This window comes from Pseudomonas haemolytica (genome assembly GCF_009659625.1).
GTDB lineage: Bacteria > Pseudomonadota > Gammaproteobacteria > Pseudomonadales > Pseudomonadaceae > Aquipseudomonas > Aquipseudomonas haemolytica.
The window spans coordinates 150,826-171,554 of sequence record NZ_VOIW01000002.1; the positions used below are offsets into that span (position 1 = coordinate 150,826).

The 20,729-nt window shown below is 60.8% G+C and carries 18 protein-coding genes; 8 read left to right on the forward strand and 10 right to left on the reverse strand.

Annotation, left to right across the window (positions count from 1 at the left end; translation table 11 throughout):
- Nucleotides 1–8: 8 nt before the first annotated feature.
- Both FRT59_RS06925 and FRT59_RS06930 read right to left on the reverse strand, forming a co-directional pair.
- Nucleotides 9–212 carry a DUF6021 family protein gene (locus FRT59_RS06925; RefSeq protein ID WP_153870768.1) on the reverse strand — a complete coding sequence of 68 codons (204 nt, stop codon included), beginning with the start codon at nucleotides 210–212 and terminating at the stop codon, nucleotides 9–11.
- Nucleotides 213–224: 12 nt separating this feature from the next.
- Nucleotides 225–404, reverse strand: a complete 180-nt coding sequence (locus FRT59_RS06930; protein ID WP_153870769.1) for a hypothetical protein — start codon at nucleotides 402–404, stop codon at nucleotides 225–227.
- A gap of 115 nt (nucleotides 405–519) precedes the next feature.
- On the opposite strand from FRT59_RS06930, the gene FRT59_RS06935 reads away from it, so the two are divergent.
- Entirely contained in the window at nucleotides 520–1,041 is a 522-nt protein-coding gene (locus FRT59_RS06935) for a DUF3087 family protein (protein ID WP_153870770.1), read from the forward strand.
- Between the two features lie 15 nt (nucleotides 1,042–1,056).
- On the opposite strand, the gene FRT59_RS06940 is transcribed toward FRT59_RS06935, so the two are convergent.
- The 3 genes from FRT59_RS06940 to FRT59_RS06950 form a co-directional block, all read right to left on the reverse strand.
- A complete protein-coding gene (locus tag FRT59_RS06940) occupies nucleotides 1,057–2,187 on the reverse strand; it encodes an MFS transporter (RefSeq protein ID WP_153870771.1) in 1,131 nt (376 codons plus the stop codon).
- A gap of 66 nt (nucleotides 2,188–2,253) precedes the next feature.
- On the reverse strand, nucleotides 2,254–3,618 hold the full coding sequence (locus FRT59_RS06945; RefSeq protein WP_153870772.1) for an MFS transporter: 1,365 nt from the start codon (nucleotides 3,616–3,618) through the stop codon (nucleotides 2,254–2,256).
- Nucleotides 3,619–3,738: 120 nt separating this feature from the next.
- Entirely contained in the window at nucleotides 3,739–4,614 is an 876-nt protein-coding gene (locus FRT59_RS06950; RefSeq protein WP_034120276.1) for a Dyp-type peroxidase, read from the reverse strand.
- 138 nt (nucleotides 4,615–4,752) lie between these two features.
- On the opposite strand from FRT59_RS06950, the gene FRT59_RS06955 reads away from it, so the two are divergent.
- Both FRT59_RS06955 and FRT59_RS06960 read left to right on the forward strand, forming a co-directional pair.
- Complete coding sequence (locus FRT59_RS06955; protein WP_153870773.1) at nucleotides 4,753–6,369, forward strand: NADP-dependent glyceraldehyde-3-phosphate dehydrogenase; 1,617 nt, start codon at nucleotides 4,753–4,755, stop codon at nucleotides 6,367–6,369.
- Nucleotides 6,370–6,456: 87 nt separating this feature from the next.
- The gene (locus FRT59_RS06960) at nucleotides 6,457–7,518 is read left to right on the forward strand and encodes an FUSC family protein (RefSeq protein ID WP_153871120.1); all 1,062 of its coding nucleotides are present in this window, start codon (nucleotides 6,457–6,459) and stop codon (nucleotides 7,516–7,518) included.
- Nucleotides 7,519–7,644: 126 nt separating this feature from the next.
- Here FRT59_RS06960 and FRT59_RS06965 read toward each other — a convergent pair whose 3' ends face one another.
- The 3 genes from FRT59_RS06965 to FRT59_RS06970 form a co-directional block, all read right to left on the reverse strand.
- Nucleotides 7,645–10,890 carry a YncE family protein gene (locus FRT59_RS06965; RefSeq protein ID WP_233094253.1) on the reverse strand — a complete coding sequence of 1,082 codons (3,246 nt, stop codon included), beginning with the start codon at nucleotides 10,888–10,890 and terminating at the stop codon, nucleotides 7,645–7,647.
- 126 nt (nucleotides 10,891–11,016) lie between these two features.
- The gene (locus tag FRT59_RS27185) at nucleotides 11,017–11,445 is read right to left on the reverse strand and encodes a TetR-like C-terminal domain-containing protein (RefSeq protein WP_233094252.1); all 429 of its coding nucleotides are present in this window, start codon (nucleotides 11,443–11,445) and stop codon (nucleotides 11,017–11,019) included.
- A gap of 419 nt (nucleotides 11,446–11,864) precedes the next feature.
- Nucleotides 11,865–12,596 carry a TetR/AcrR family transcriptional regulator gene (locus tag FRT59_RS06970; RefSeq protein ID WP_034120280.1) on the reverse strand — a complete coding sequence of 244 codons (732 nt, stop codon included), beginning with the start codon at nucleotides 12,594–12,596 and terminating at the stop codon, nucleotides 11,865–11,867.
- Nucleotides 12,597–12,951: 355 nt separating this feature from the next.
- On the opposite strand from FRT59_RS06970, the gene FRT59_RS06975 reads away from it, so the two are divergent.
- From FRT59_RS06975 to FRT59_RS06990, 4 genes are read left to right on the forward strand one after another with little or no spacing between them, the layout of a single operon-like run.
- Nucleotides 12,952–13,659 (forward strand): ABC transporter ATP-binding protein, encoded by a 708-nt coding sequence (locus tag FRT59_RS06975; RefSeq protein ID WP_153870774.1) that lies wholly within the window; start codon nucleotides 12,952–12,954, stop codon nucleotides 13,657–13,659.
- On the forward strand, nucleotides 13,656–14,855 hold the full coding sequence (locus FRT59_RS06980; RefSeq protein ID WP_153839286.1) for an ABC transporter permease: 1,200 nt from the start codon (nucleotides 13,656–13,658) through the stop codon (nucleotides 14,853–14,855). The genes FRT59_RS06975 and FRT59_RS06980 overlap by 4 nt, the downstream gene beginning before the upstream one ends.
- Nucleotides 14,848–16,326: a TolC family protein gene (locus FRT59_RS06985; RefSeq protein ID WP_153870775.1), complete on the forward strand. Its 1,479-nt coding sequence runs from the start codon at nucleotides 14,848–14,850 to the stop codon at nucleotides 16,324–16,326. The genes FRT59_RS06980 and FRT59_RS06985 overlap by 8 nt, the downstream gene beginning before the upstream one ends.
- The gene (locus FRT59_RS06990) at nucleotides 16,316–17,569 is read left to right on the forward strand and encodes an efflux RND transporter periplasmic adaptor subunit (RefSeq protein WP_153870776.1); all 1,254 of its coding nucleotides are present in this window, start codon (nucleotides 16,316–16,318) and stop codon (nucleotides 17,567–17,569) included. The genes FRT59_RS06985 and FRT59_RS06990 overlap by 11 nt, the downstream gene beginning before the upstream one ends.
- Nucleotides 17,570–17,672: 103 nt before the next feature.
- On the opposite strand, the gene FRT59_RS06995 is transcribed toward FRT59_RS06990, so the two are convergent.
- Nucleotides 17,673–19,067, reverse strand: a complete 1,395-nt coding sequence (locus FRT59_RS06995; RefSeq protein ID WP_153870777.1) for an FAD/NAD(P)-binding protein — start codon at nucleotides 19,065–19,067, stop codon at nucleotides 17,673–17,675.
- A 19-nt stretch (nucleotides 19,068–19,086) separates the two neighbouring features.
- Nucleotides 19,087–19,650, reverse strand: coding sequence for a helix-turn-helix domain-containing protein (locus FRT59_RS07000; RefSeq protein WP_034120286.1), 564 nt, complete (start codon nucleotides 19,648–19,650; stop codon nucleotides 19,087–19,089).
- A 93-nt stretch (nucleotides 19,651–19,743) separates the two neighbouring features.
- On the opposite strand from FRT59_RS07000, the gene FRT59_RS07005 reads away from it, so the two are divergent.
- Nucleotides 19,744–20,673 (forward strand): DMT family transporter, encoded by a 930-nt coding sequence (locus tag FRT59_RS07005; RefSeq protein ID WP_153870778.1) that lies wholly within the window; start codon nucleotides 19,744–19,746, stop codon nucleotides 20,671–20,673.
- Nucleotides 20,674–20,729: the final 56 nt, after the last annotated feature.

A 20,729-nucleotide genomic window follows, 5' to 3' on the forward strand; every position in this document is an offset into this window, starting at 1 on the left:
GGCTCGGTTCACTTTTTCAAGTCGCCCAACGGATCGTAGGGCGGCTTTTTTTTCGCCTCATCCTTCTTACCCTTTTGGTCCAACGGCGCGATAGCAGGACCTGTCGGATCGACCTGCGGGTCTGCCACATCCGGCGAGTCCGGGTCGAAGCTCAGTTCATCCTTGCCACTGGCATGTTCATCGGAACGGGGGCCATCGGTACGCTTGTTCATCGCGTTCTCCTGTTAAAGCGGGCGTGCTTTGTCGTGGAGGTTGTCGAGGTCTTCTTCGACGCGCTCGACATCGTCGCCCGGGCCACGCTCTTTCGGGTCATTAGGGCGCAACGCATCGTTGTCGCGTTCTTCTTCACCGGGTGTGCGGTTCGGATCGGGTGTACCAGGTGGTGGCTGCTTGTGTTCAGACATGTTGGCTGACCTCAGGGCGGGTTTCACAGGTTTAGAGAAACCGCCCCCAGCCATCGTTCAACTTGATTACGGCAACCATGAGAAGATGGCTGCCCTTTCTGGAGACTTGCCCCGGATGTTCGAGCTCAAACCCTGCGACCCCGTCACCTACCGTCAACAGACCCGCCGCAGCACGCTGATCGTCGCCGTGCTGTTCCTGGCCCTGGCCATGCTGCTGTCGAGCCTGGCGGTGATGCTGTTCGGTGAACCCGGCGGTGACAACTTTCGCTTCAATGTCGGCGGTGTATTTGCCGGGGTGTTGATCACTGTCGCACTGGTGCGTGGCCCCTTCTGGACCCAGCCCTGGCTAGCGCCGGCAGTGTACGGCTGGCGGCTCAAGCGCAGCCTGATGAGCGTGACCAATGTGATGCACAAGGTCCGGGAGCGGGTACAGGCCAACGACCCGGTCGCCATCAAGCTGTTGCGCTTCTATCACCTGGGGCTGACGCAAATGCATGAGCTGGACGCCAACTCCAGCGCCCAGGCGCAACTGGTCGGCGAGATCGAGGCCCACAAGGCAAAGATGGAGGCCTTGGGCATCGACACGGACCAACCCCGGCTGGATCCCGCTTGGCTGGATAGCCTGAAAGGCGCTTAAGACAGCAGGCGTGCGTCAGTGGGTGACCTTGGCTCGCCAGCAGAATATCGCGCTCACGGCGATCGCCGCGCCCGCCAGGCCGAACACCCACGGCGCCGCCGCCACTGGCAGCAACAGGCCCGCCAGCAGCGGCCCAAGGCCGGCGCCGATATCGCGCCATACAGCGTTGGACGCCAATGCCGACACGCGCATGGCGCCCGGGTTGCGCTCGGCCACCAGCGTGGTCACTAGGGGCAATTGCAGGGCCCGCAGTACCAGTACGGCCGCTGCGCCGGCGATCACCCAATGACTGCCGAACGCCACCAGAGCCAAGGCGCTCAGGAACGAAAACAGCAGCAACATCGACGTGGCGCCAAAACGCTGGGCCGCGCGCCCGCCCAACGGGCTCAGCAGCAATTCCGACAGGTAACGCAGGCCCATCAAGCCACCGGCGATCAGCACCGCATCACCGCCCATGATCTTCTGCGCCTGAATTGACAGGCCAAAGATAAACAAGCCGTCCAGCGCAACGCCTTCGATAAACGACCATAGCGCCACGCTGTCCGGCCACTTGAAGCGGCGCCTCGTAGTGCTGTGCAAATCATGGCCGCTGGTTGGCAAGCCGCGGGCGAGCCACAGCCCCACCAGGCAGCAAGCGGCGAGAATCAGGAAGATCGGGCGCGGCCCCGCCCATAAGGTCAGCAGCCCGCCCAACGGCAAGGCCAGCATCGGCCCGAAGGCGATCAACGCCCGCGAACGCCCTGCCCTGCGGGCGGCGCCTTGCGGCTCGGACGTCGCCAGTACCTGGGTCGAGAGGTTCAACGCGGCAAAACACAGGCCCCAGACCAACCGCAAACCCAGCAGCGCGGCAAAACCGGACAGCATCGAGTTACCCAACGCGCACACCGCTGCGGCACCGGCGGCGAGCATGCAGGTCAGGCGGTCGCCGTTGCGCGCATAGAAGTTCAGTACGTGCCGGTAGCCGAAGATCCGTACCAGGCGGTTGGCGGCCAATAACACACCGGCCTGGGCCAGGGTGATACCAAACGCCGCGGACTCCATCGGCAGCAGCAGGTAAAGCAATACGTCGCTGGGCAGGCAAAAACCAAGGGTCAAAGCAGCGCGGCGGGAATTGATATCGGCAGTGCGTTGGGTCAGGCTGGGCATAAAGCTGAAACATTCAGAAATATTCAGACCGCCACACTAGCCTTCTCGCTGCGAGTTTTACAAGGCCTAAGCCTCGTGTTGATAAGGCAATAGACGCAGGCCGCTGGCCACCGCGCCCACCAAGGCAAAGCCACACCCCAGCCACAGCGCATATTGCGGACCGCTGCCCAGGGACAGGTGAAAACACAAAGCCACCAACGACGCCCCCAGCGTCTGCCCCAGTAAGCGCGAAATCGCCACGATGCCACTGGCACCACCGCTGCGCGCAAGGGGCGCGCTGGTCATCAAGGCCTTGAGGTTGGGCGACTGGAAGAACCCGAACCCGGCACCGCATAACGCCATGCGCCAGCCGATATCAAAGGCTGAGGCGCCACTGCCCAAGCTCGCCAATGTGGCCATGCCCACACTGAGCATCAACAAGCCGATGCCGCACAGCAGGCCCAGGGACACGCGGTCGGCCAAACGCCCTGCAACCAGCGCCATCACCGCCACCACCGCAGGCCAGGGCGTCATCAGAAAACCAGTTTCCACCTGGCTATGGCCGAGTGCCGCCTGTAACAGAAACGGCAGCGACACAAAGGCCAGGCCTTGGGCGCTGAAGGCGCAGATCGCCGTCAGGGATGACAAGGCAAACACCGGGCGCTTGAACAAATCCACCGCCAGCATCGGCGCCGGGTGCCCCGCCTCACGCCGCAGCAGCAACACGCCACATACCAACGCCACCGCCACCAGCCCCATCGTCAGTGCCCCTTGCGCCCCATGCACGGCAGCGCCCAGTCCCAACACCAGCAAGGCGAACAAGCCGGCACACAGCAGCGCCGCCAGGCGGTCGAAGGCGTGACCGGTGATCGGCAAGGTCGGTAACGAACGCAGGCCCAGGCCCAGGGCCAACAGCCCCAGAGGTACGTTGATCAGGTACAGCCAATGCCAGGTCGCCACCGACAAAATCGCCGAGGCGACGGTGGGCCCCAGGGTGAACGCCAGCCCCACCACCAGCGAGTTATAGCCCAGGCCACGCCCAAGCATCTTCGCCGGGTAGATATGCCGCAGCAGCGCGGTGTTGACACTCATCACCGCCGCCGCCCCCAGGCCCTGCGCCACCCGTGCGGCGGTGAGGGTCAATAGCGAACCGGCCAACCCGCAGAACAGTGACGAGACGATAAACAGCAGCAGCCCGCCAAGGTAGACCCGCCGATGCCCCCACACATCGCTCAACGACGCGAATGGCAGCACCGTGGCGATAATCGCCAGTTGATAGGCATTGACCACCCAGATCACCGATGCCGAATCGGTGCCAATGCCTTCGGCCAACGTCGGCAACGCGGTGTTGACGATGGCAGTGTCCAGGGTCGCCATGCCGATCCCCAGGGACAGCGCGACCACGGCCGGCAGGCGTTTATTGAGGGGCAACCCATCGGCAACAGAAGACATGGATAATCCACACAGGCAGTAAAGACGCTTAGATTACGGGCAGGCGCCGTTTTTTTCAGTGCCAGGTTGACTGGCTGTCGAATCTTTCATGTTCGCCCTGCAAGCGCCCTATCCACAGTTTTAAAGCTGTGGAGTTTTAAACACCTGGCCCAGGTCCAGATGCCCATCTTTGACCGGCGGGCACCAGTAGTAACCACCAGTCAACGGCGTGCTGATGCGGTACAAGCCATCGACAATGCCATCCTCCAACCCGCTCATACGGCGCAACTGCGCTTCAAATGCATCGAAGGAATGGCCAAACGCGAGGAACATCAAGCCCGCCTGGCCGTTCTCGGCCCAAGGCATGGAGCGGCGCACCACGAAGGCCTCCGGGGTGAAGCTTTCCTGGGCCGTGCGCTTGGTGTGGGCGGACTCGGGAGCGTCGTCGAGTTCTTCGTTGTCGCCATGGCGGCGGCCGATGATGTGGTCACGCTCCTGGGCAGGCAGCGCGGCGAAGCCGTCAAGGTCGTGCTGCCATTGCTGAATAGCGGCAAAGCTGGCGCCGCTGTCGGTCAAGGCGGCTTCCACGGCGGCATCGTCGTGGGGGTTTTCGGTGCCGTCTTCGTAATCGGTCAGGTCAAAACCGGTCTTGTAGCGGAAGCCTTCGGTCGATTGCACCAGGCGAAAACCCGGGGCCAGGGCTTTTTCAAGCGCGCGGCTGCGCAGCAGTAACTCGCCACGGTCCACCCCGTGTAGCCAGACCCACAGCGCCTGTTGAGTCGACGGATTGTGCGCACCCGGGCCGCTGACAGCGGGAAATGCGCGCAACCCTTCAATCTCAGCACCCAGCGCCTTTACCAGCGGCTCACCGAAACCGACCACGGCCGTCGCGTCCGTCGACTGCACCAGCGCATCGAGCGCAGCCGGCACAGCTTGCAGGGATTCAATGGCGAAAAACAGATGGCGGGCCTGCAAAGGCACCGGTGCGGCAAGGATGCCCGGCTGGTACTGACTCATGTGAACTCCTTCTGAAAAGCCGCGCAGTTTACCCGGCGCACGCGATACTGCGAACAAGAATGCGCGCAAGCCTTGCCTTAGCGCCGCTAGTTGGGTGACTCTCTAGTCATGTTTTGCAACTATTCCAGGGGTAGCGACATGACCACCAGCAACCTGCTCGCCGAGCTGTTTCCCACCTCCGTCGCCCAGATTCCTGAGCAATTTCGCCTGACGGCACCCATTGAACAGCGTGATTACCTGGTCGACGGCCAGTTGCAGGTGTGGAACGGGCCGCTCGCCCGGGTGCAAAGCCCCGTGCAACTGGGGGATGAGCGTGTGCATATCGGCAGCACGCCGCTGCTGGATGCCGATACCGCCCTCACCGCTCTCGATGCTGCCGTACGCGCTTATGACCGTGGCCAGGGTGAATGGCCGACGATGCGCGTCGCCGAGCGTATCCAGCATGTCGAAGCATTCTTGCGGCGTATGCGCGAACAGCGCGACGCGGTGGTGAAGCTGCTGATGTGGGAAATCGGTAAAAACCTCAAGGACTCGCAGAAAGAATTCGACCGCACCTGTGACTACATCACCGACACCATCAATGCCCTCAAGGAACTCGATCGCCGCAGCAGCCGCTTCGAGCTGGAACAGGACACACTCGGGCAAATCCGCCGCGTGCCCCTGGGCGTGGCATTGTGTATGGGGCCTTACAACTACCCGTTGAACGAGACCTTCACCACGCTGATCCCGGCGTTGATCATGGGCAATACCGTGGTGTTCAAGCCGGCCAAGCTCGGTGTGCTGTTGATCCGCCCATTGCTGGAGGCGTTCCGCGACAGCTTCCCGGCTGGGGTGATCAACGTGATCTATGGCAGCGGCCGCGAAACCGTGAGCGCGCTGATGGCCAGCGGCAAGATCGATATCTTTGCGTTTATCGGCACCAACAAGGCCGCCAGCGATCTGAAAAAGCTGCACCCCAAGCCACACCGTTTGCGCGCGGCGCTGGGGCTGGATGCAAAAAACCCCGGGATCGTGCTGCCCGAAGTGGACCTGGATAATGCCGTGAGCGAAGCGGTCACCGGCTCGCTGTCGTTCAACGGCCAGCGTTGCACCGCGTTGAAAATCCTGTTTGTGCATGAAGACGTGGTCGAGCGCTTTATCGAGAAATTCAACGCCAAGCTGGCCACGCTCAAGCCCGGTATGCCTTGGGACGACGGCGTAGCACTGACGCCACTGCCGGAAGTGGGCAAAGTGGATTACCTCAACGAACTGGTGGCCGATGCGGCCCGACATGGCGCCAAGGTTGTGAATGCCGAAGGTGGCAGTAGCCGTGGTTCGTTCTTCTTCCCGGCGGTGCTGTACCCGGTGAACCCACAGATGCGCGTGTACCACGAAGAGCAATTCGGCCCGGTGGTGCCGATCGTGCCCTACCGCGACCTGGAAACCGTGATCGACTACGTGCTGGACTCGGACTTCGGCCAGCAGTTGAGCATCTTCGGTACCAACCCCGTCGAGGTCGGGCGCCTGGTAGACACCTTCGCCAACCAGGTCGGCCGCATCAATATCAACGCGCAGTGCCAGCGCGGGCCGGACACCTTTCCGTTTAACGGCCGCAAGAACTCGGCCGAGGGCACATTGTCGGTGCATGACGCCTTGCGTGTGTTTTCGATCCGCACCTTGGTCGCGACCAAGTTCCAGGAGAGCAACAAGGCGTTGGTCAGCGATATCCTGCGCAACCGTGACTCGAGCTTCCTGACCACCGACTACATTTTCTAAGTCCACCTCGGTTCAAACTGTGGGAGGGGAAAACCCCTCCCACATTCGACCCGGTTTGCCCTGATGAACGAGGCCCCTTTAGTACCGATGAACCTGCCCTTTTTTGCCCGGCGCCTGCTGCGCCCCCTGCTCGACCCGTACCGCCGCTTTCGCCACGCCAAGCTGATCCACGCGGCGCGCGTGTCCGTTGGTTTGCTGGCGACGATCCTGCTGACCACCGGCCTCAACCTGCCCCATGGAGAATGGGCGTCGGTGACCATGCTGATCGTGATCGGCGGGTTGCAGCACCACGGCAATATCGGCAAAAAAGCCGTGGAGCGCGCCTACGGCACCTTGATCGGTGCAAGCGTTGGTTTGCTGCTGGTGGTGCAACAGGCGTACTTCGGCCTGCCGCTGTTGACCTATTTGCTGATGTCGGTGGTGTGCGGGTTCTTTTCCTATCACGCCATCGGCAAAGGCGGTTACATCGCGCTGCTGTCGGCCATCACGGTATTCATCGTCGCCGGCCACGGGGACAACCCGATCTCGGATGGCCTGTGGCGCACCGTCGATATCCTGATCGGCATCGTGCTGGCCTTGGCGTTTTCCTTCGCCCTGCCGCTGTACGCCGTGTACTCGTGGCGCTACAACCTGGCCAGCGCGTTACGCGATTGCGCGCAAATTTACAGCCGGATCATCAATAGCCAATCGGTCACTGACGATGAACACCTCAAGCTGCTCAACCGCTTGAACGGGGCGATGGTGCAACTGCGTTCGCTGATGCCGTCAGTGTCCAAGGAAGTGCGGATTTCCATGACCGAGCTGGACGCGATCCAGCGTCATTTGCGCATGTGCATCAGCACCCTGGAGATTCTCGGCAATACACGGCCAGACCCACGCGATGAACAGGCGACGGCACGCATGCAAGTGATGTTGAAAACCGAGCATCGGCAGATTCGGGTGCAGTTGGTGGGGATGGCGCGGGCGTTGAAGTCGGGGGTGACGGAGCGGTTGGAGCGATCGGGTAGTGTCACACCGAACGTCACGTTGCTGGAGGCCCCGGTACACAACGGGCTGGACGGCTACCGGCTGTTGACGCTGCAACTGGCCGCGAATATTGATGGGATGCGCGAGCGGCTCTTCAGAAGTTCGGCGCGCTGGAAGATTTGATATCACAGCAAAAACGGAACAGATCTATCTTGAATAGATCTGTTCCGCTTTTAGTTAGGACTGACCCATAAATAAAATAGATCCACCCCTTTTCATTGCGCGTTACTTCTTACTCTCATTTTTCATTTAATCGAGGCGATATACGCCTATGTAGTAGACGTGAAAGTCATTGCCCCCTTGAGAGCCTGAACCGCCCCCTAGATCTTGATAGTTATGAAGCACAACGGAAGCCGGCCCGTTAGCCGCCGGTATGAAGGACAAATTTTGTTGGCCTTCAATATAGCCGGAATTTGGAACTGTAAATTTCGGTATAGCAACCTGCGAGCCCACGAGAACAGCCGTGATGGGCGGGACACCACCGGGCGGACTAACGCTCCCGATGGAATAACTGATGCTATAGCGATGCACTCTATTAAAGTTAAATGTCCTTGAGATCACTGCGCCAGCATTAGAGGGATGGGGAGTATCCACAAACAAACCAAGGACACCAAACGTAGCGCCCAGACCGCCTCTTCCTAAAGTCCATCCGTCTAAATTTCCAGTGTTAAAGTAATGGCCGGCATCTGTCCAAGGGTCTGTCTTGATATATTGAGCACTTCTAAAAATAACAGCTTTTAACTTATCATTACTGCCGTCAAACGTTACCTCACAGGTTATCGTTATTTGTCTGCCATTAGTTATGCGCTTCAGCCAACTACGCAGTACTGCCTTGTTTGCAAGCCCATTAAGAGCCTCTGTTGCGGTGATTGCCACACCATTGAGAACAGTTAGCGGGGTTACGCCTGCACTGCTGCAAATCAGCCAGACCCTTTGCCCTGGGTGACTCAACGACCATTTGGGCACTGCAGCCGTGGCGTTACCCGCGAAATTGTTGACATCCAGCGTACCGCCAGAAGCAATGTTGTTGATCCGTGGCTGCGGCAAACTGGCAGCAGGAATCGTATTGACCCTCACCGTCTGCACCTGCGACGGAATAGGGTCTCCCGCGCCATCGCGCACTACCGAATACTTCAAGCACACCGTGCTGTTCACGCTGCGATGCAAGACTTTATCCGCAGTGAGGTTGAACACCACCTCACCGCCATCCAATCCATCCAGGGTGACTGAATGATGGGTGCCGTCTGCAAAAAACCATTCAAGCGTGATCTTGTCTCGACCACTCATACCGGCATAGCGAGCGGTCACCGTCAGATTGTGCTCAATGGGCAGCGGGTCCACCGTCACATTCGGCCCGGTATCGGTGGTGCCATTGATAAACGGATGCGGCAAAACTCCTGGCAGGGCCTGGATGGTGTAATGACGCACACCAAACAGCACGGAGTCTCTCTGGTCCGGCGTTTCCGCCAGGCTGGCCCAGAACTTGATCGTCAAGTCTGCGCCGTCCTCAAGCAGCTTGATCTTATCCACGGGCGTGGGTGGGTTGATCCCATTGCGCTCGCCCTCGGCCGTGACCTCGTTGGCGGTGTAGGTTTCTTCGATAACCACGCCGCCACTTTCGTACGTCATCCATATCAACTGGGCGGCATGGATAAAGCTCCACACTGGGATATAGGTACGCGCGAGCGGGCTGAGTCGCGACACCTCCAGAATCGGTCCGCTGAAGCCTTCGATGGTCGGCGTCGGCAACCCCGTCAGCGGCAGCAGCCGCAGGGGGACTATCAGGGACTCATACGGGAACGTGCCACGATGGAAGTGATATTGCACATTAATGGTATTGCCGCCGTCACGAATCCCTTGAGCGATGGTGCGAGGGTCGATCAGCACACTGACTTCGTTGGTCGTTGGGTCGCCATAGACTTTTTTCGCGACGCTACCGTGACCATCGGCAGTGACCCAATCGACAGTAATCCAATCAGTGGCCAGCATCGGCCGAAACTTCACTCTCACGCATGTGCCATTCACGGCCGCCAACGGGTTGAGTTCATCGGGAGAGATCGAGGCCCCCTCGATGATCGGCCGGTCCAACTGCACGCCCTTGCCCACGGTGAGCGCCAGCACTTCCGAGCGCAGCACCACCCGCGGTGGGCCCGCCCGTTCCAGGCTGTAGGAGATGCGCAGGCTGCCGTTGTTGTTTTTATCCAGAATATCGCGGGTGACCGGATAGGGCAGTTCCTTGCCTGCGGTCACGCCGTTGATGTCGATCGTGCCGCTGATGGAACCGCCAAGGCCCGAGCCGATGCACGTCCAGTGAAGCTTGTCATCTTTCTGAGTCAACAGGTAGGGAAAGGTGATCAATACGTCGCTGCCCGGCACGTCGGCAGGGTCGACGTTGTTACCGATAGCACCCTGCAACCGTGGCGCCGGCATGTCAGCCTCGCGCTCACCGACTTGCGCGCCCAGCATCGCCGATTGACGAATCGCCAATGCACCGCCTCCCAGGATATGGACGGCACCATCGTTGGTTTCGTAGTAAATCTGGATATCACCCCGCCCATTGAACTGTTCCATCTCGGCAGCGCTAACGGTGTAGGTGCCGCCTTGTGAGCCCGCCAGTTGTGACTGGCTATGGATGATCGCGCTCCCCCCGCCCGGCGGAATGTGGATGATATACAGCGTTTCCCACACGCCTGGATTGTGGGGTTCGTAATGAGGAATGGTGACCGTGATGGGCTCGCCGGCTGGAATCAACCCTAATTCGATAGGGCTGACGCTGGGGGCCGGCATCGACACCTTGGTACCGACCACCGTGATCGTGATGCTGCCAGATTCCCCCAGGTACTCACCGCCAGCAGTTTCCCAACGGAATTGAACCCGAAAAGAGCCACCGATCACTTGCTCAATAATCTCAGCGTCGACAGGAATAAAGGTAAAACCCAAGTTATTGTCGGTCACGGGCCCTAACTCGATAGGCAGGATGGTCCCGTCGTCCAGCATGCAGAGCAATCGAGCGGTGACCTGATGCCGGGGGTTAGGCGTGGGAAACTGGCGGTTGGTCAGGATGACGATTTCGAAGGTCGAGTCACTTTGGGTGTCGAAGTCGATCTGTCGGGAAACAAGCTCGTCGCCATCCACGAGGAAAATCGGCGCTCCCAGCAGGCTGGGATCCAGTTCGGCATCGAGAAAATAGGGTTTGGAATACTGATACTTTTCGCCGGAAAAGTTCTCCACCACATCCCGCACGCGAAAGCGCAGGGTCAAGGTGCCCAGTTGCCCGCCCTGATCAATGATCGACTTACTCACAAAGACCCGGATCGGCGCCCCTCCCGCCGCTTCAGCGGGGCTCACTGTATGCAGGACAAAAATACCGTCCCAGGACAGCTCGATCACATCGTTCTGGCGGATGTCTTCGTACCATTCAACGATGCACCACAAGCCGCTTACGACATCACCCGCGCCGATGCTCGCGCCTTCGGGGAACCCGTCGACATGCATGACCAACCCGGTATGCCACGGGCTGCCCGGGTCGGTATCGGTGCCACCCGGGCGAGTGATCTTGATCAGAATGGGTTGAGGGGGGGAGGTGCTTTCGGTAAGGCTCCCTGCCCGCAGTACTCGGCCTTAGCTTTGCACTATCTCTTTAGGATTTTCAGGATCTCCATGCAAAAGCTCTGCAAAAAACTCTTCGGGAATCGCCAGGGTCTGGCGATCAAGGCTGGGGTCCTCGACAAGATCGTCGGCTGCCGAGTACACGAGGTCGTTAAGGTAAAAGGCGAAATAATCGTTGTGGTTTATATTCAGCCATCGTTCAAACACGAACAGCGCATAGGGGCGCACATGCCGGATGCCCAGGCCGTAGACCGCAGCTTCAGGGTAGACGGTAAGCAGAGGAACCGCAGGATATGCGGAGTAAGGATGATCCAGGTCCTCAGCGCGTGGCGTAACCGCAAGGGAAGACCGCCCTCGCTCTGGTGTGCAGGCGACGGGAAATGCAGCGTTATCAGAAGCGGGGACCCGACCACTGTCGGGATTAAGAGGATAGTCAGACATGGAGTACTCTCCTGGCGGAAGAAACGCAGGGTGGCTGGGTGCGTGGGGGCCAGGTAGATCAAACAGCTGTCTGAGAGGGTGCGTCTAGCTGTGAAAATTGACAGTGGCGACGAGTGGTAACGCATCAAGCAAAATTGCCGTGAATACAATCGCCGCACATTCACACTTCTTCTTACATATTTTTCACGTTTTATTCACATCCCGGGACGTAGGGTGAAGCCTCATCCGTTACAAACGTTGCATATCAAGCCCGCCGCCCCAGCGGGCTTTTTTTTGTGTGCGTTTTGACAAAGGCAAAGCCCCGCCCTTGTAGGAGCGAGCTTGCTCGCGAAGAACGCAATCACACCGCGGTGAACCAAAATGCCCGCGTTATCGTTGACGTTTTTCGCGAGCAGGCTCGCTCCTACAAGGGCTTGGCTTCAGCGCGTGGCCTGTTCGCGAATCGCCCGTTGGGTATCCAACACCCTGGCCAACGCGGTTTCCGCTTCCGGGCTTTGCTGCGGCACGCGAATCGCCGCCGAGACCAGGGTGATCAACTTGGCCATGACCTCGGCATCCGTGGCCGGGCGGCCCAGGCTCATGGAGTTCATCAGCAGGCGCAGTTCGGTGCCGGCCATCACCCCGGAAATCGCCTTGAGGGCAAATTGCAGGCGCACGCCCAGTTCGTTGCGCGGTAGATCCGGCAAGGCCAGGGCGAAGGCTTCAAAGAAACGCTGGAACACCGGTTGGTAATGCACCTTGAGGTATTCCTGGATAAACGGCGAGGTGTCGCTGTAGACCCGGCCGAGGAAGCGAATGAACGAGCGCCCTTCCCCACTGGCCGGGTCGCTGCGTTCCAGGCCCATGGCCGGGGCAAACAGCACGCCGAGCAAGGTATCGCAATCCAGCGGGCCGTCGGATTCGGCCTCACAACGGGCGAGCAACTCCAGGCGCTGCTCGTTGAGCGGCTCCAGGCGTTGCATCAGCAGGGTTTTCATCAGGGAGTCCTTGTCCCCGAAGTGATAGTTCACCGCCGCCAGGTTGACCTGGGCACGTTCGGTAATCTGCCGTAGCAATACGGCGTCATAGCCGTACTTGATGAAGAGCGCCTCTGTCGCATCCAGCAGTCGAGTCTTGGTAACGTTTGGAGCGCTGAGTTTCTTCGCGACCATATGGGTTCCACGGCGGAAATAATGTTTTAAAAAATAATTTGATTTTTTATACCGGTGCGGCCCGTCGAAAGCAAGTGGTGACACTCCTCCATATCACTAAAAGCCTGTATAACCGGGCCATCGACGTCTATCGAAAGCATTTTTACCCGTCCGAAACCTGCGTTCGGCAAATCGTTTCAAAGGGTAAAACCGCTCTAAATCCATGGCTGGCGAAGCAGATTGAACGCAGGTACTATTCAAACAATATTTTAAAAACAAGAAATAAAACCAGTCCGTGACGCGTACAGGCAGCTCCCGAACTTGTTACAAAGATTTTCCGGGGCATGGCGGTACCGTCGAGACTGCAGGCGTAGTCATGATGACAGACACCCCCACGCACCCAGGCTTGATCTCCCTGCAAGGCATCGGCAAGCGTTATCAGCTCGCCGGGCAAGAGCTGAGCATTCTCAATGACGTGTGCCTGTCCATCGCCCGCGGTGACAGCTGCGGCATTCTCGGCGCTTCCGGCTCCGGCAAAAGCACCCTGCTGAATATCCTCGGCCTGCTGGATTTGCCCAACTGCGGCCAGTACCACTTTGCCGGCCACGATATTTTCAGTGCAACCCCCGATGAACTGGCAGCGATTCGCAACCAGCAGATCGGTTTCGTATTCCAGAGCTTCAACCTGCTGTCACGCCTGAGTGCCCTGGACAATGTCGCGCTGCCCTTGAGTTATCGCGGTATGTCGCGGCATGAATCGGTGGAACACGCACAATGCATGCTCGAGCAAGTCGGCCTGGCCGATCGCGCCCACCATCGCCCTGCTGACCTCTCCGGTGGTCAGCGCCAGCGCGTCGCCATTGCCCGCGCCTTGGTCGGCAAGCCTTCGGTAATCCTGGCCGACGAACCCACCGGCAACCTCGACAGCACCACCGCCCAGGAGATCATGGACCTGCTGCTGGCCCTCAACCGCGAGCAGCAGGTCACGCTGATCATCGTCACCCACGATGCCCACATTGCCGAGCGCCTGGAGCGCAAGATCCTGGTGCGCAATGGCGTGGTGCATGAGGCCGGGCGCCTATGAGCCTGCGGGTCGAGCAGAGCCTCAGCCAACTGCTGCATGAAGCGTTTATCAGCCTGCGCACCCTGGGCAAACGTTCGATCCTGGCACTGCTGGGCATCGTGATCGGCAGCTCCTCGGTGGTCGCGCTGATCAATATCGGCCACAACGCGGCGGTGGATGCGGCGATGATTTTCAAGGACATGGGCACCGATACCCTCATCGCCCAGTTCCCGCCCAAGGGCAGCAGCAGCGTGCCCATGCACGCCCGGCTCGACCTTGACGCCGTGCGCCTGGCGGTGCCGGGCATCGCCGATATCGGCGCGCTCAGCCTGTTCAGCGGGCCCATCGTGTTCCATGGGCGTACCACCAATGCCAACTTTGTCGGCAGCACGCCGCAGATCCACGCGGCCATGCGCCTGATCGTGCGCGAGGGACGTTTCCTGTCAACGTTCGACGCCAACGAAACCTACGGGGTAATTGGTGACCAACTCGCCCAGGCCCTCGGCGCACCGGGCGACCCGCTGAAACTGGGCGACCGTGTGCGCATCAACGACTACCTGTTTCTGATCGTGGGCATCCTGCATGACCAACCCCGGGCCATGCTGATGCCGGTGCAGGCCAACGAATCGTTGTTTATCCCGGCCGAGGGCATGCGCCGCATCTATGCCAGCCCGCAGATCAGCAACGTGATCATCCGCGCAGCGCCGGGGCAGGACATGGAGCGTATCGCCCGCGACGCCGCCGCCGCGCTGCAACCGCAACTCAGCGACCACGACGTCAACATCACCGTGCCCCAGCAAATGATCGATGGCATGACCCGCCAGAGTCGTACCTTCGCCTACCTGCTGCTGGCGCTCGGCGCGATCTCCCTGGTCGGCGGCGGCGTCGGGGTGATGAACGTGATGTTGATGAACGTCTCGGAACGCCGTCGCGAGATCGGCATCCGCATGGCCTTGGGCGCGCGCCAGCGGGATATCCGCAACCTGTTCCTGCTCGAAGCCGTCACGCTCACCGCCGTGGGTGCGCTGTGCGGCGCAGTACTGGGCATGACCGCCGCATGGCTGTATGCATGGCTGTCAGGCTGGGCATTTGCCCTGGCGGTCGCCGCCCTGCCCTTGGGGGTTGGCAGTACGTTGCTGGTCGGTTTGTTCTTTGGCATTTACCCGGCAGTGTCGGCCTCGCGGTTGCAGCCGGTTGAGGCCCTGCGTGATGAATAAGTGCGTGCTGCTCCTTATGCTGATCAGCCTGCCGTGCATGGCCGCAGACGTGGTGGTCAACCCGCAAGCGCCGAGTACCACCCGCAGCGGCTACGAGCGCGGCGTGTCACTGAATGCCCAGGCAACTACCATGACCCTGGGCGACGCCGTGTACCTGGGCCTGCGCAACAACCCGGCGATCCGCAGCGCATACCTGCAACGGGTGGCGCAGAAGTTCGACCTGCGCGTTGCCGAAGATGTGTTCAACCCCAAGCTCACCCTCAACAGTTATTACCGCACCACCCGGGGTTCCCAGGACAATGCGCGCAACGCCAACCTGGCGCCGACCAGCAGCCTGCTCGGCGAATACGGCACGCGCTTGAGCATGGCCTGGACCCAGCAATTGAACAATGCCAACCGGGCCGGCCGCTACCGCAGCGACGGCCTTGACCTGGCGATCATCCAACCGCTGATGCGCGGGGCCGGCTGGGACGCCACCACCGCACCGCTACGCCTGTCGCGCCTGGCCGAGCAGGCCAATCGCTTGAACCTCAAGGCCACCGTGGCACAGACCATCAGCCAGATCATCGCCACCTACCGCCAATTGCTGCGCGCCCAGGAGCAACTGGTGATCGTGCAGGAAGCGCTCAAGCGCTCCAATACACTGCTGGACGTGAACAAGGCGCTGATCAGCGCCGGGCGCATGGCTGAGTTCGAGATCGTGCAGACCGAAGCCGACATCGCTACCCAGCAATTGGGCGTGGAAGAAGCCCAGAACCAACTGGACACCAGCCGCCTGGCCTTGCTGCGCCTGCTGGCCCTGGACCTGTCGACGCCGGTGCGCGCCACCGAGGCCCTGGAGGCCAACCCCATGGAGATCGACAAACGCCAAGCCTTCAACCTGGCGCAGAACCAGCAACCGGAATACCTCGCCGCGCTGCTGGGCAGCCAGCAGGCCGACCTCAACCTGGTGATCGCCAAGGACTCCGGGCGCTGGCAGGTGGACTTGGTCGCCGGCGCCAATCAGGTGCGCGCTGCCACCGACAACGACAACGGCCACAACAACAACCGCACCTGGGACAGCTACGCTGGCGTGCAGGTGCAGATCCCCATCGGCGATATCAGCACGCGCCAGGCCGAAGTGCGTGCGCGGGTGAATGTGGAGGATCAGGAAATCCGCATTACCGACGCTCGCCAGGAGCTGGAACGTAACGTCAACAATGTGGTGCGTGACCTTGGCACGCGTTGGCGCCAATATGAAATTTCCAAGCGCGCCGTGGAGTTGTCGCGGCGCAAGATCGAGATCGAGCGGGAAAAACTCAGTGCCGGGCGTTCCACCAACTTCCAGGTGTTGAGCTTCGAAACCGACCTGCGCAACGCCGAAAATGCCCAGCTCAATGCGCTGATCGCTTATTTGAACGCCCAGACCCAGCTCGATCTGACCCTGGGCATGACGCTGGAAAGTTGGGAAATCGCCCTCAATGACTACTAATAAAAAACGCCTGCTCGCCGTTGCCTTGATCCTGCTGTTGGCCGGTGCGGCCATCGGCCTGCTCAGCCAACGCAGCGGCGCCGAACAGGCGGGCACGGCCGAGCAGTGGCTGGCGGTGAAGCCTGACCCGCTGGTGCACCAGATCGGCCTGGTGGGCAAGATCGAGCCCGACACCACTGTCACGCTGACCGCACCGTTTGACGGCAACGTGCTGGCCAACCTGGTCGAACAAGGCCAGCGAGTCGAGGCCGGCCAGGTGCTGTTGCTCATGGACCCGGCCACTCTTGAAGTGCAACTGCGCGATGCCCTCTCTGCCCAACTCAAGGCCCGGCGCACCGTGCAGGAAATGCAGGACTGGGACAGCAGCCCCGCCGTCAGCCGCGCCCGCCGCAGCTTGCGCACTGCTGAAATGACCGCTGGCAACACCCAGCGCAAACTCACAGAAAGCGAAAACCTGTTCAAACGCGGCATCATTCCGCGCAACGAACTGGACGATCTCAAGCAGCAAACCCAGCAGCAGCAACTGGACCTGGTGGCGGCACGCAGTGAGCTGCAACAGGCCCAGGACCAAGGCAAGGGCGAATACCGACAGATCGCCGAGATGGAGTTGACCAATGCCACGGTTAAGTACGAAGCCTTGCAAAAACTGCTCGAAGGCAAAGAGGTCAAGGCACCCTTCTCAGGCATCGTGGTGCCCGCCCCCGGCAGCACCAGCTCCGCCCAAAGTGGCGGCAACAGCAATGCGCCGGTACAGGCCGGCAGCAAGGTCAGCCAGGGCCAGGTGCTGTTCGGGCTGGCCAATATCGAACGGCTGAAAATCGTCGCCAAGGTCTCAGAGTTGGATATCAACCAGTTGCATCAGGGCCAGGCGGTAGAAGTGATGGGCGATGGGTTTGATGGCGAACGGCTGACGGGCTCGGTCAGTGTGGTCAGTGGCTTGGCCATCGCCAGCGACAGCCAGGGCAGCGCGCAGTTTCCGGTGACCTTGTCGATCCCCAGGCTGACGCCGCAGCAGTTGCAGCGGGTGCGCCTGGGCATGAGCGCGCGATTGACCATCGTGACCTATAACAATGACCAGGCGATCGTGATTCCCAGCCAGGCGATCCAGCCGGATATGACGGTGGAGTATCGGGCGGCGATGGACAAGCCGGTGGAGCGAGTAAAGGTCACCACCGGGCAATCGACGCCCCAGGGCGTTGAGGTATTCGGACTCAAGCCAGGCTTTGTGAAAACCTCAAGCTAACCGCAGATCAACATGTGGGAGGGGGCTTGCTCCCGATAGCGGTGCATCAGCCACGAATGTATCTACTGACACGCCCTCATCGGGAGCAAGCCCCCTCCCACATTCAGTTCTGTGTCAGCTTGGCGGCCAGCGCCTTGGCCTGGAGCGCCACATCTGTCACCGCCGTGCTCTCCCACCACATCCCGCGCAACGGCGGCCCCATGGCAAACAGTCGCGGGCTGACCTGGCCGTGGGCATTCAGCACCGCACCGCACGCATCCGCCGCAATCCCCAACGCCAACGGCCCGGGCTGGATCAACCCACGCTTGAGCAGTTGCTGCGGCAACGGCCGGGCCACGCGGCGCCAGTCGTATTCGATGCCGCTGGAGTTGATCAGCGCCGCGCCCGAAATATGGGTGAGCCCTTGCTCGCCACGAAGGCGCACCGCAATGGCAACTCCATCATCCGACGGCACCAAGCCTTTGAACGACGCTGCGCGAATCCGCAACCGCCCTTCTCTCTGCAACCGCGCCACCAACTGCGCGCTCAACGGCGGTGAGCGGTGGTGATGGCTTTCCCACCACGGCCGTACATGCCGCACGAATTGGCGTTTGTGTGCCTCACTGGCCTGGCTCCATAAACGCGCGATATGACTGCGCACCGTGTCCAGCGGCGCTTGCCAGTCGATGCCCTGCTCAAGCGCTAGCCGGCATTGGCGCCGCACCTCACGCAGCAATTGCCGTGGGCTACGCAGGCGGTGGTTTGCGGCCAGGAAGTCTTCCCAACTCGGCGGTTGCCGGCGCACATGGGGCAACAGGCCGTGGCGCGAAAAAACCTCGATGGGCCCGCGATGCCCGGCCTGTTCCAAGGAGACTACGGCATCGACCATGGTCAGCCCGGAGCCGATGATCAGCACCGTTGAATGCGGGTCGAGCTGGGTCATCGCTTGCACGTCCCACGGGTCCAGTGCTGCGGCGTTCAAGCCGGTGGATTCGGTTTGCGGTGTGCGCGCTGCCGGGAACATGCCGGTGGCCAATACCGCGCAGGTGCCACGCAGTTGCTCACCTTTATCAAGGGTCAACAGCGCGGAGGTGGCATCGACTTGCAGGTCGACTGCTTCGGCGCGGATATGCTCGACGGTCGAGGTAGATAACGCAATGGCCTCGGCCAGGCGCTGCTGGGCATACAAACCAAAAATCCCCCGTGGTGGGAATAGTTCACTGATGGGCACATGCTGTTGGTCCGACTCCGGCCAACCGCCTGCGCCGATGTAGTCGGTGAGCCATTGAGTCAGGTCGTCGGCATTGTCAGGGTCGACACTCATGCGCGCCGCGTTGCCGTTCAAGGTGTGGCCCAGCTCGACGGCGCTATAAGCCTCACCCCGCCCCAGCTCAGCACGCGGCTCGATCACCAGGATGCGCCGTGCGCCAGGCAAACGCAGCAGTTGCACCGCCAGCATCGTGCCGCTCAGGCCGCCGCCGATGATCAGGACATCGGCGTTGCGGGTGGATTCACTCATGCAGGTTGGCCCTCACTGTCTAGATCACCACCGTACGCACGAAGCACACCGCCACGTCGCCATCATTGCGATAGCCGTGGGATTGGCGGCTGGCGAACATATAGAACTCACCGGCGGCGACGGTTTTCTCTTCGCCGTCCAGAACCAGGGTCAGTGCACCTTCATACACAAACAGTTGCACGCTCCAACCGTCCGGATCCGGCTCGGGGCTGTAGCGATCACCGGGTTCCAGGCGCATCTCCCACAGTTCCACTTCGCGCCGGGCGTTGGCTTTGGCCAGCAACACCGCTTTACTACCGGGAACATCACCGGCCCAGGCCAGCTCATTGATGCGGCTGTGGTCAGGCGCATCTGGCGCCTGGATCAGGTCGCTGAACGCCACCTCCAACGCTTCGGCCACACGGTCTAGAGTGGACAAACTGACGTTCTTCTCCCCCGCCTCAATCGCCACCAGCATGCGCCGGCTGACCCCGGACTTTTCCGAGAGCGCGGTCTGGCTCAGGTCGGCGGCGTGACGCAGGCGACGGACGTTCTGGCTGACGTGCTGCAGGACCGAAGCCCGTTGCGGATTTTCTTTGTGCACTATATTGCTCAATAGGTGGGTGTGCGCAGTATACTGCCCAGCAGTGCGGCGCATTGTGCGGTCCGTGCTTTCCCCTTGCAAGACCGAGCCGCCATGACCGCCCCGAACTCCCCTTCGCGTTTCAACCGTTTCAGTAAAGCCGAATGCATCCTGGTGGTGATCACCATGATCTGGGGCGGTACCTTCTTGCTGGTGCAGCACGCCATGACTGTCAGCGGGCCGATGTTTTTCGTCGGCTTGCGCTTTGCCGCTGCCGCTATCGTGGTGGGCTGTTTTTCCTTGCGCACTCTGCGCGATTTGACCCTGTTTGAATTCAAGGCCGGCGTATTTATCGGCGTGGCGATCATGTTTGGCTACGGCTTGCAGACCATTGGCCTGCAGACGATTCTGAGCAGCCAGTCGGCATTTATCACCGCGCTGTACGTACCCTTCGTGCCGCTATTGCAGTGGCTGGTACTGGGTCGGCGCCCGGGGTTGATGCCGAGCATCGGCATCATGCTGGCGTTCGCCGGGCTGATGCTGCTGACCGGCCCGGCGGGCGCTTCGCTGGATTTCAGCGCGGGTGAAATCGCCACCTTGATCGGCGCGGTGGCGATTGCGGCCGAGATCATTTTGATCAGCGCATTTGCCGGGCAGGTGGATGTGCGGCGCGTGACCGTGGTGCAACTGGCGACGGCATCGGTGCTGTCGTTCATGATGGTGGTACCGATGGGCGAGGCGTTGCCGGGCTTTTCGTGGTTGCTGTTATTCAGCGCGGTGGGCCTGGGCTTGACCAGTGCCGTGATCCAGGTCGCGATGAACTGGGCGCAGCAGAGTGTGTCACCGACCCGGGCCACCTTGATTTATGCCGGTGAGCCGGTGTGGGCCGGGGTGGTTGGGCGGATTGCCGGGGAACGGTTCCCGCCCATTGCGATGCTGGGGGCGGCTTTGATTGTGGTGGCCGTGATTGTGAGTGAGTGGAAGAGGAGCAGCTCGACAGCTGTCGATACTCAACGCGCTGTAGAGCCTGAAAATCAAGGTTGATACTGTGAGCGGCAAGCTACAAGCTGCAAGAAATACACACGGCTATTCTCTTGTAG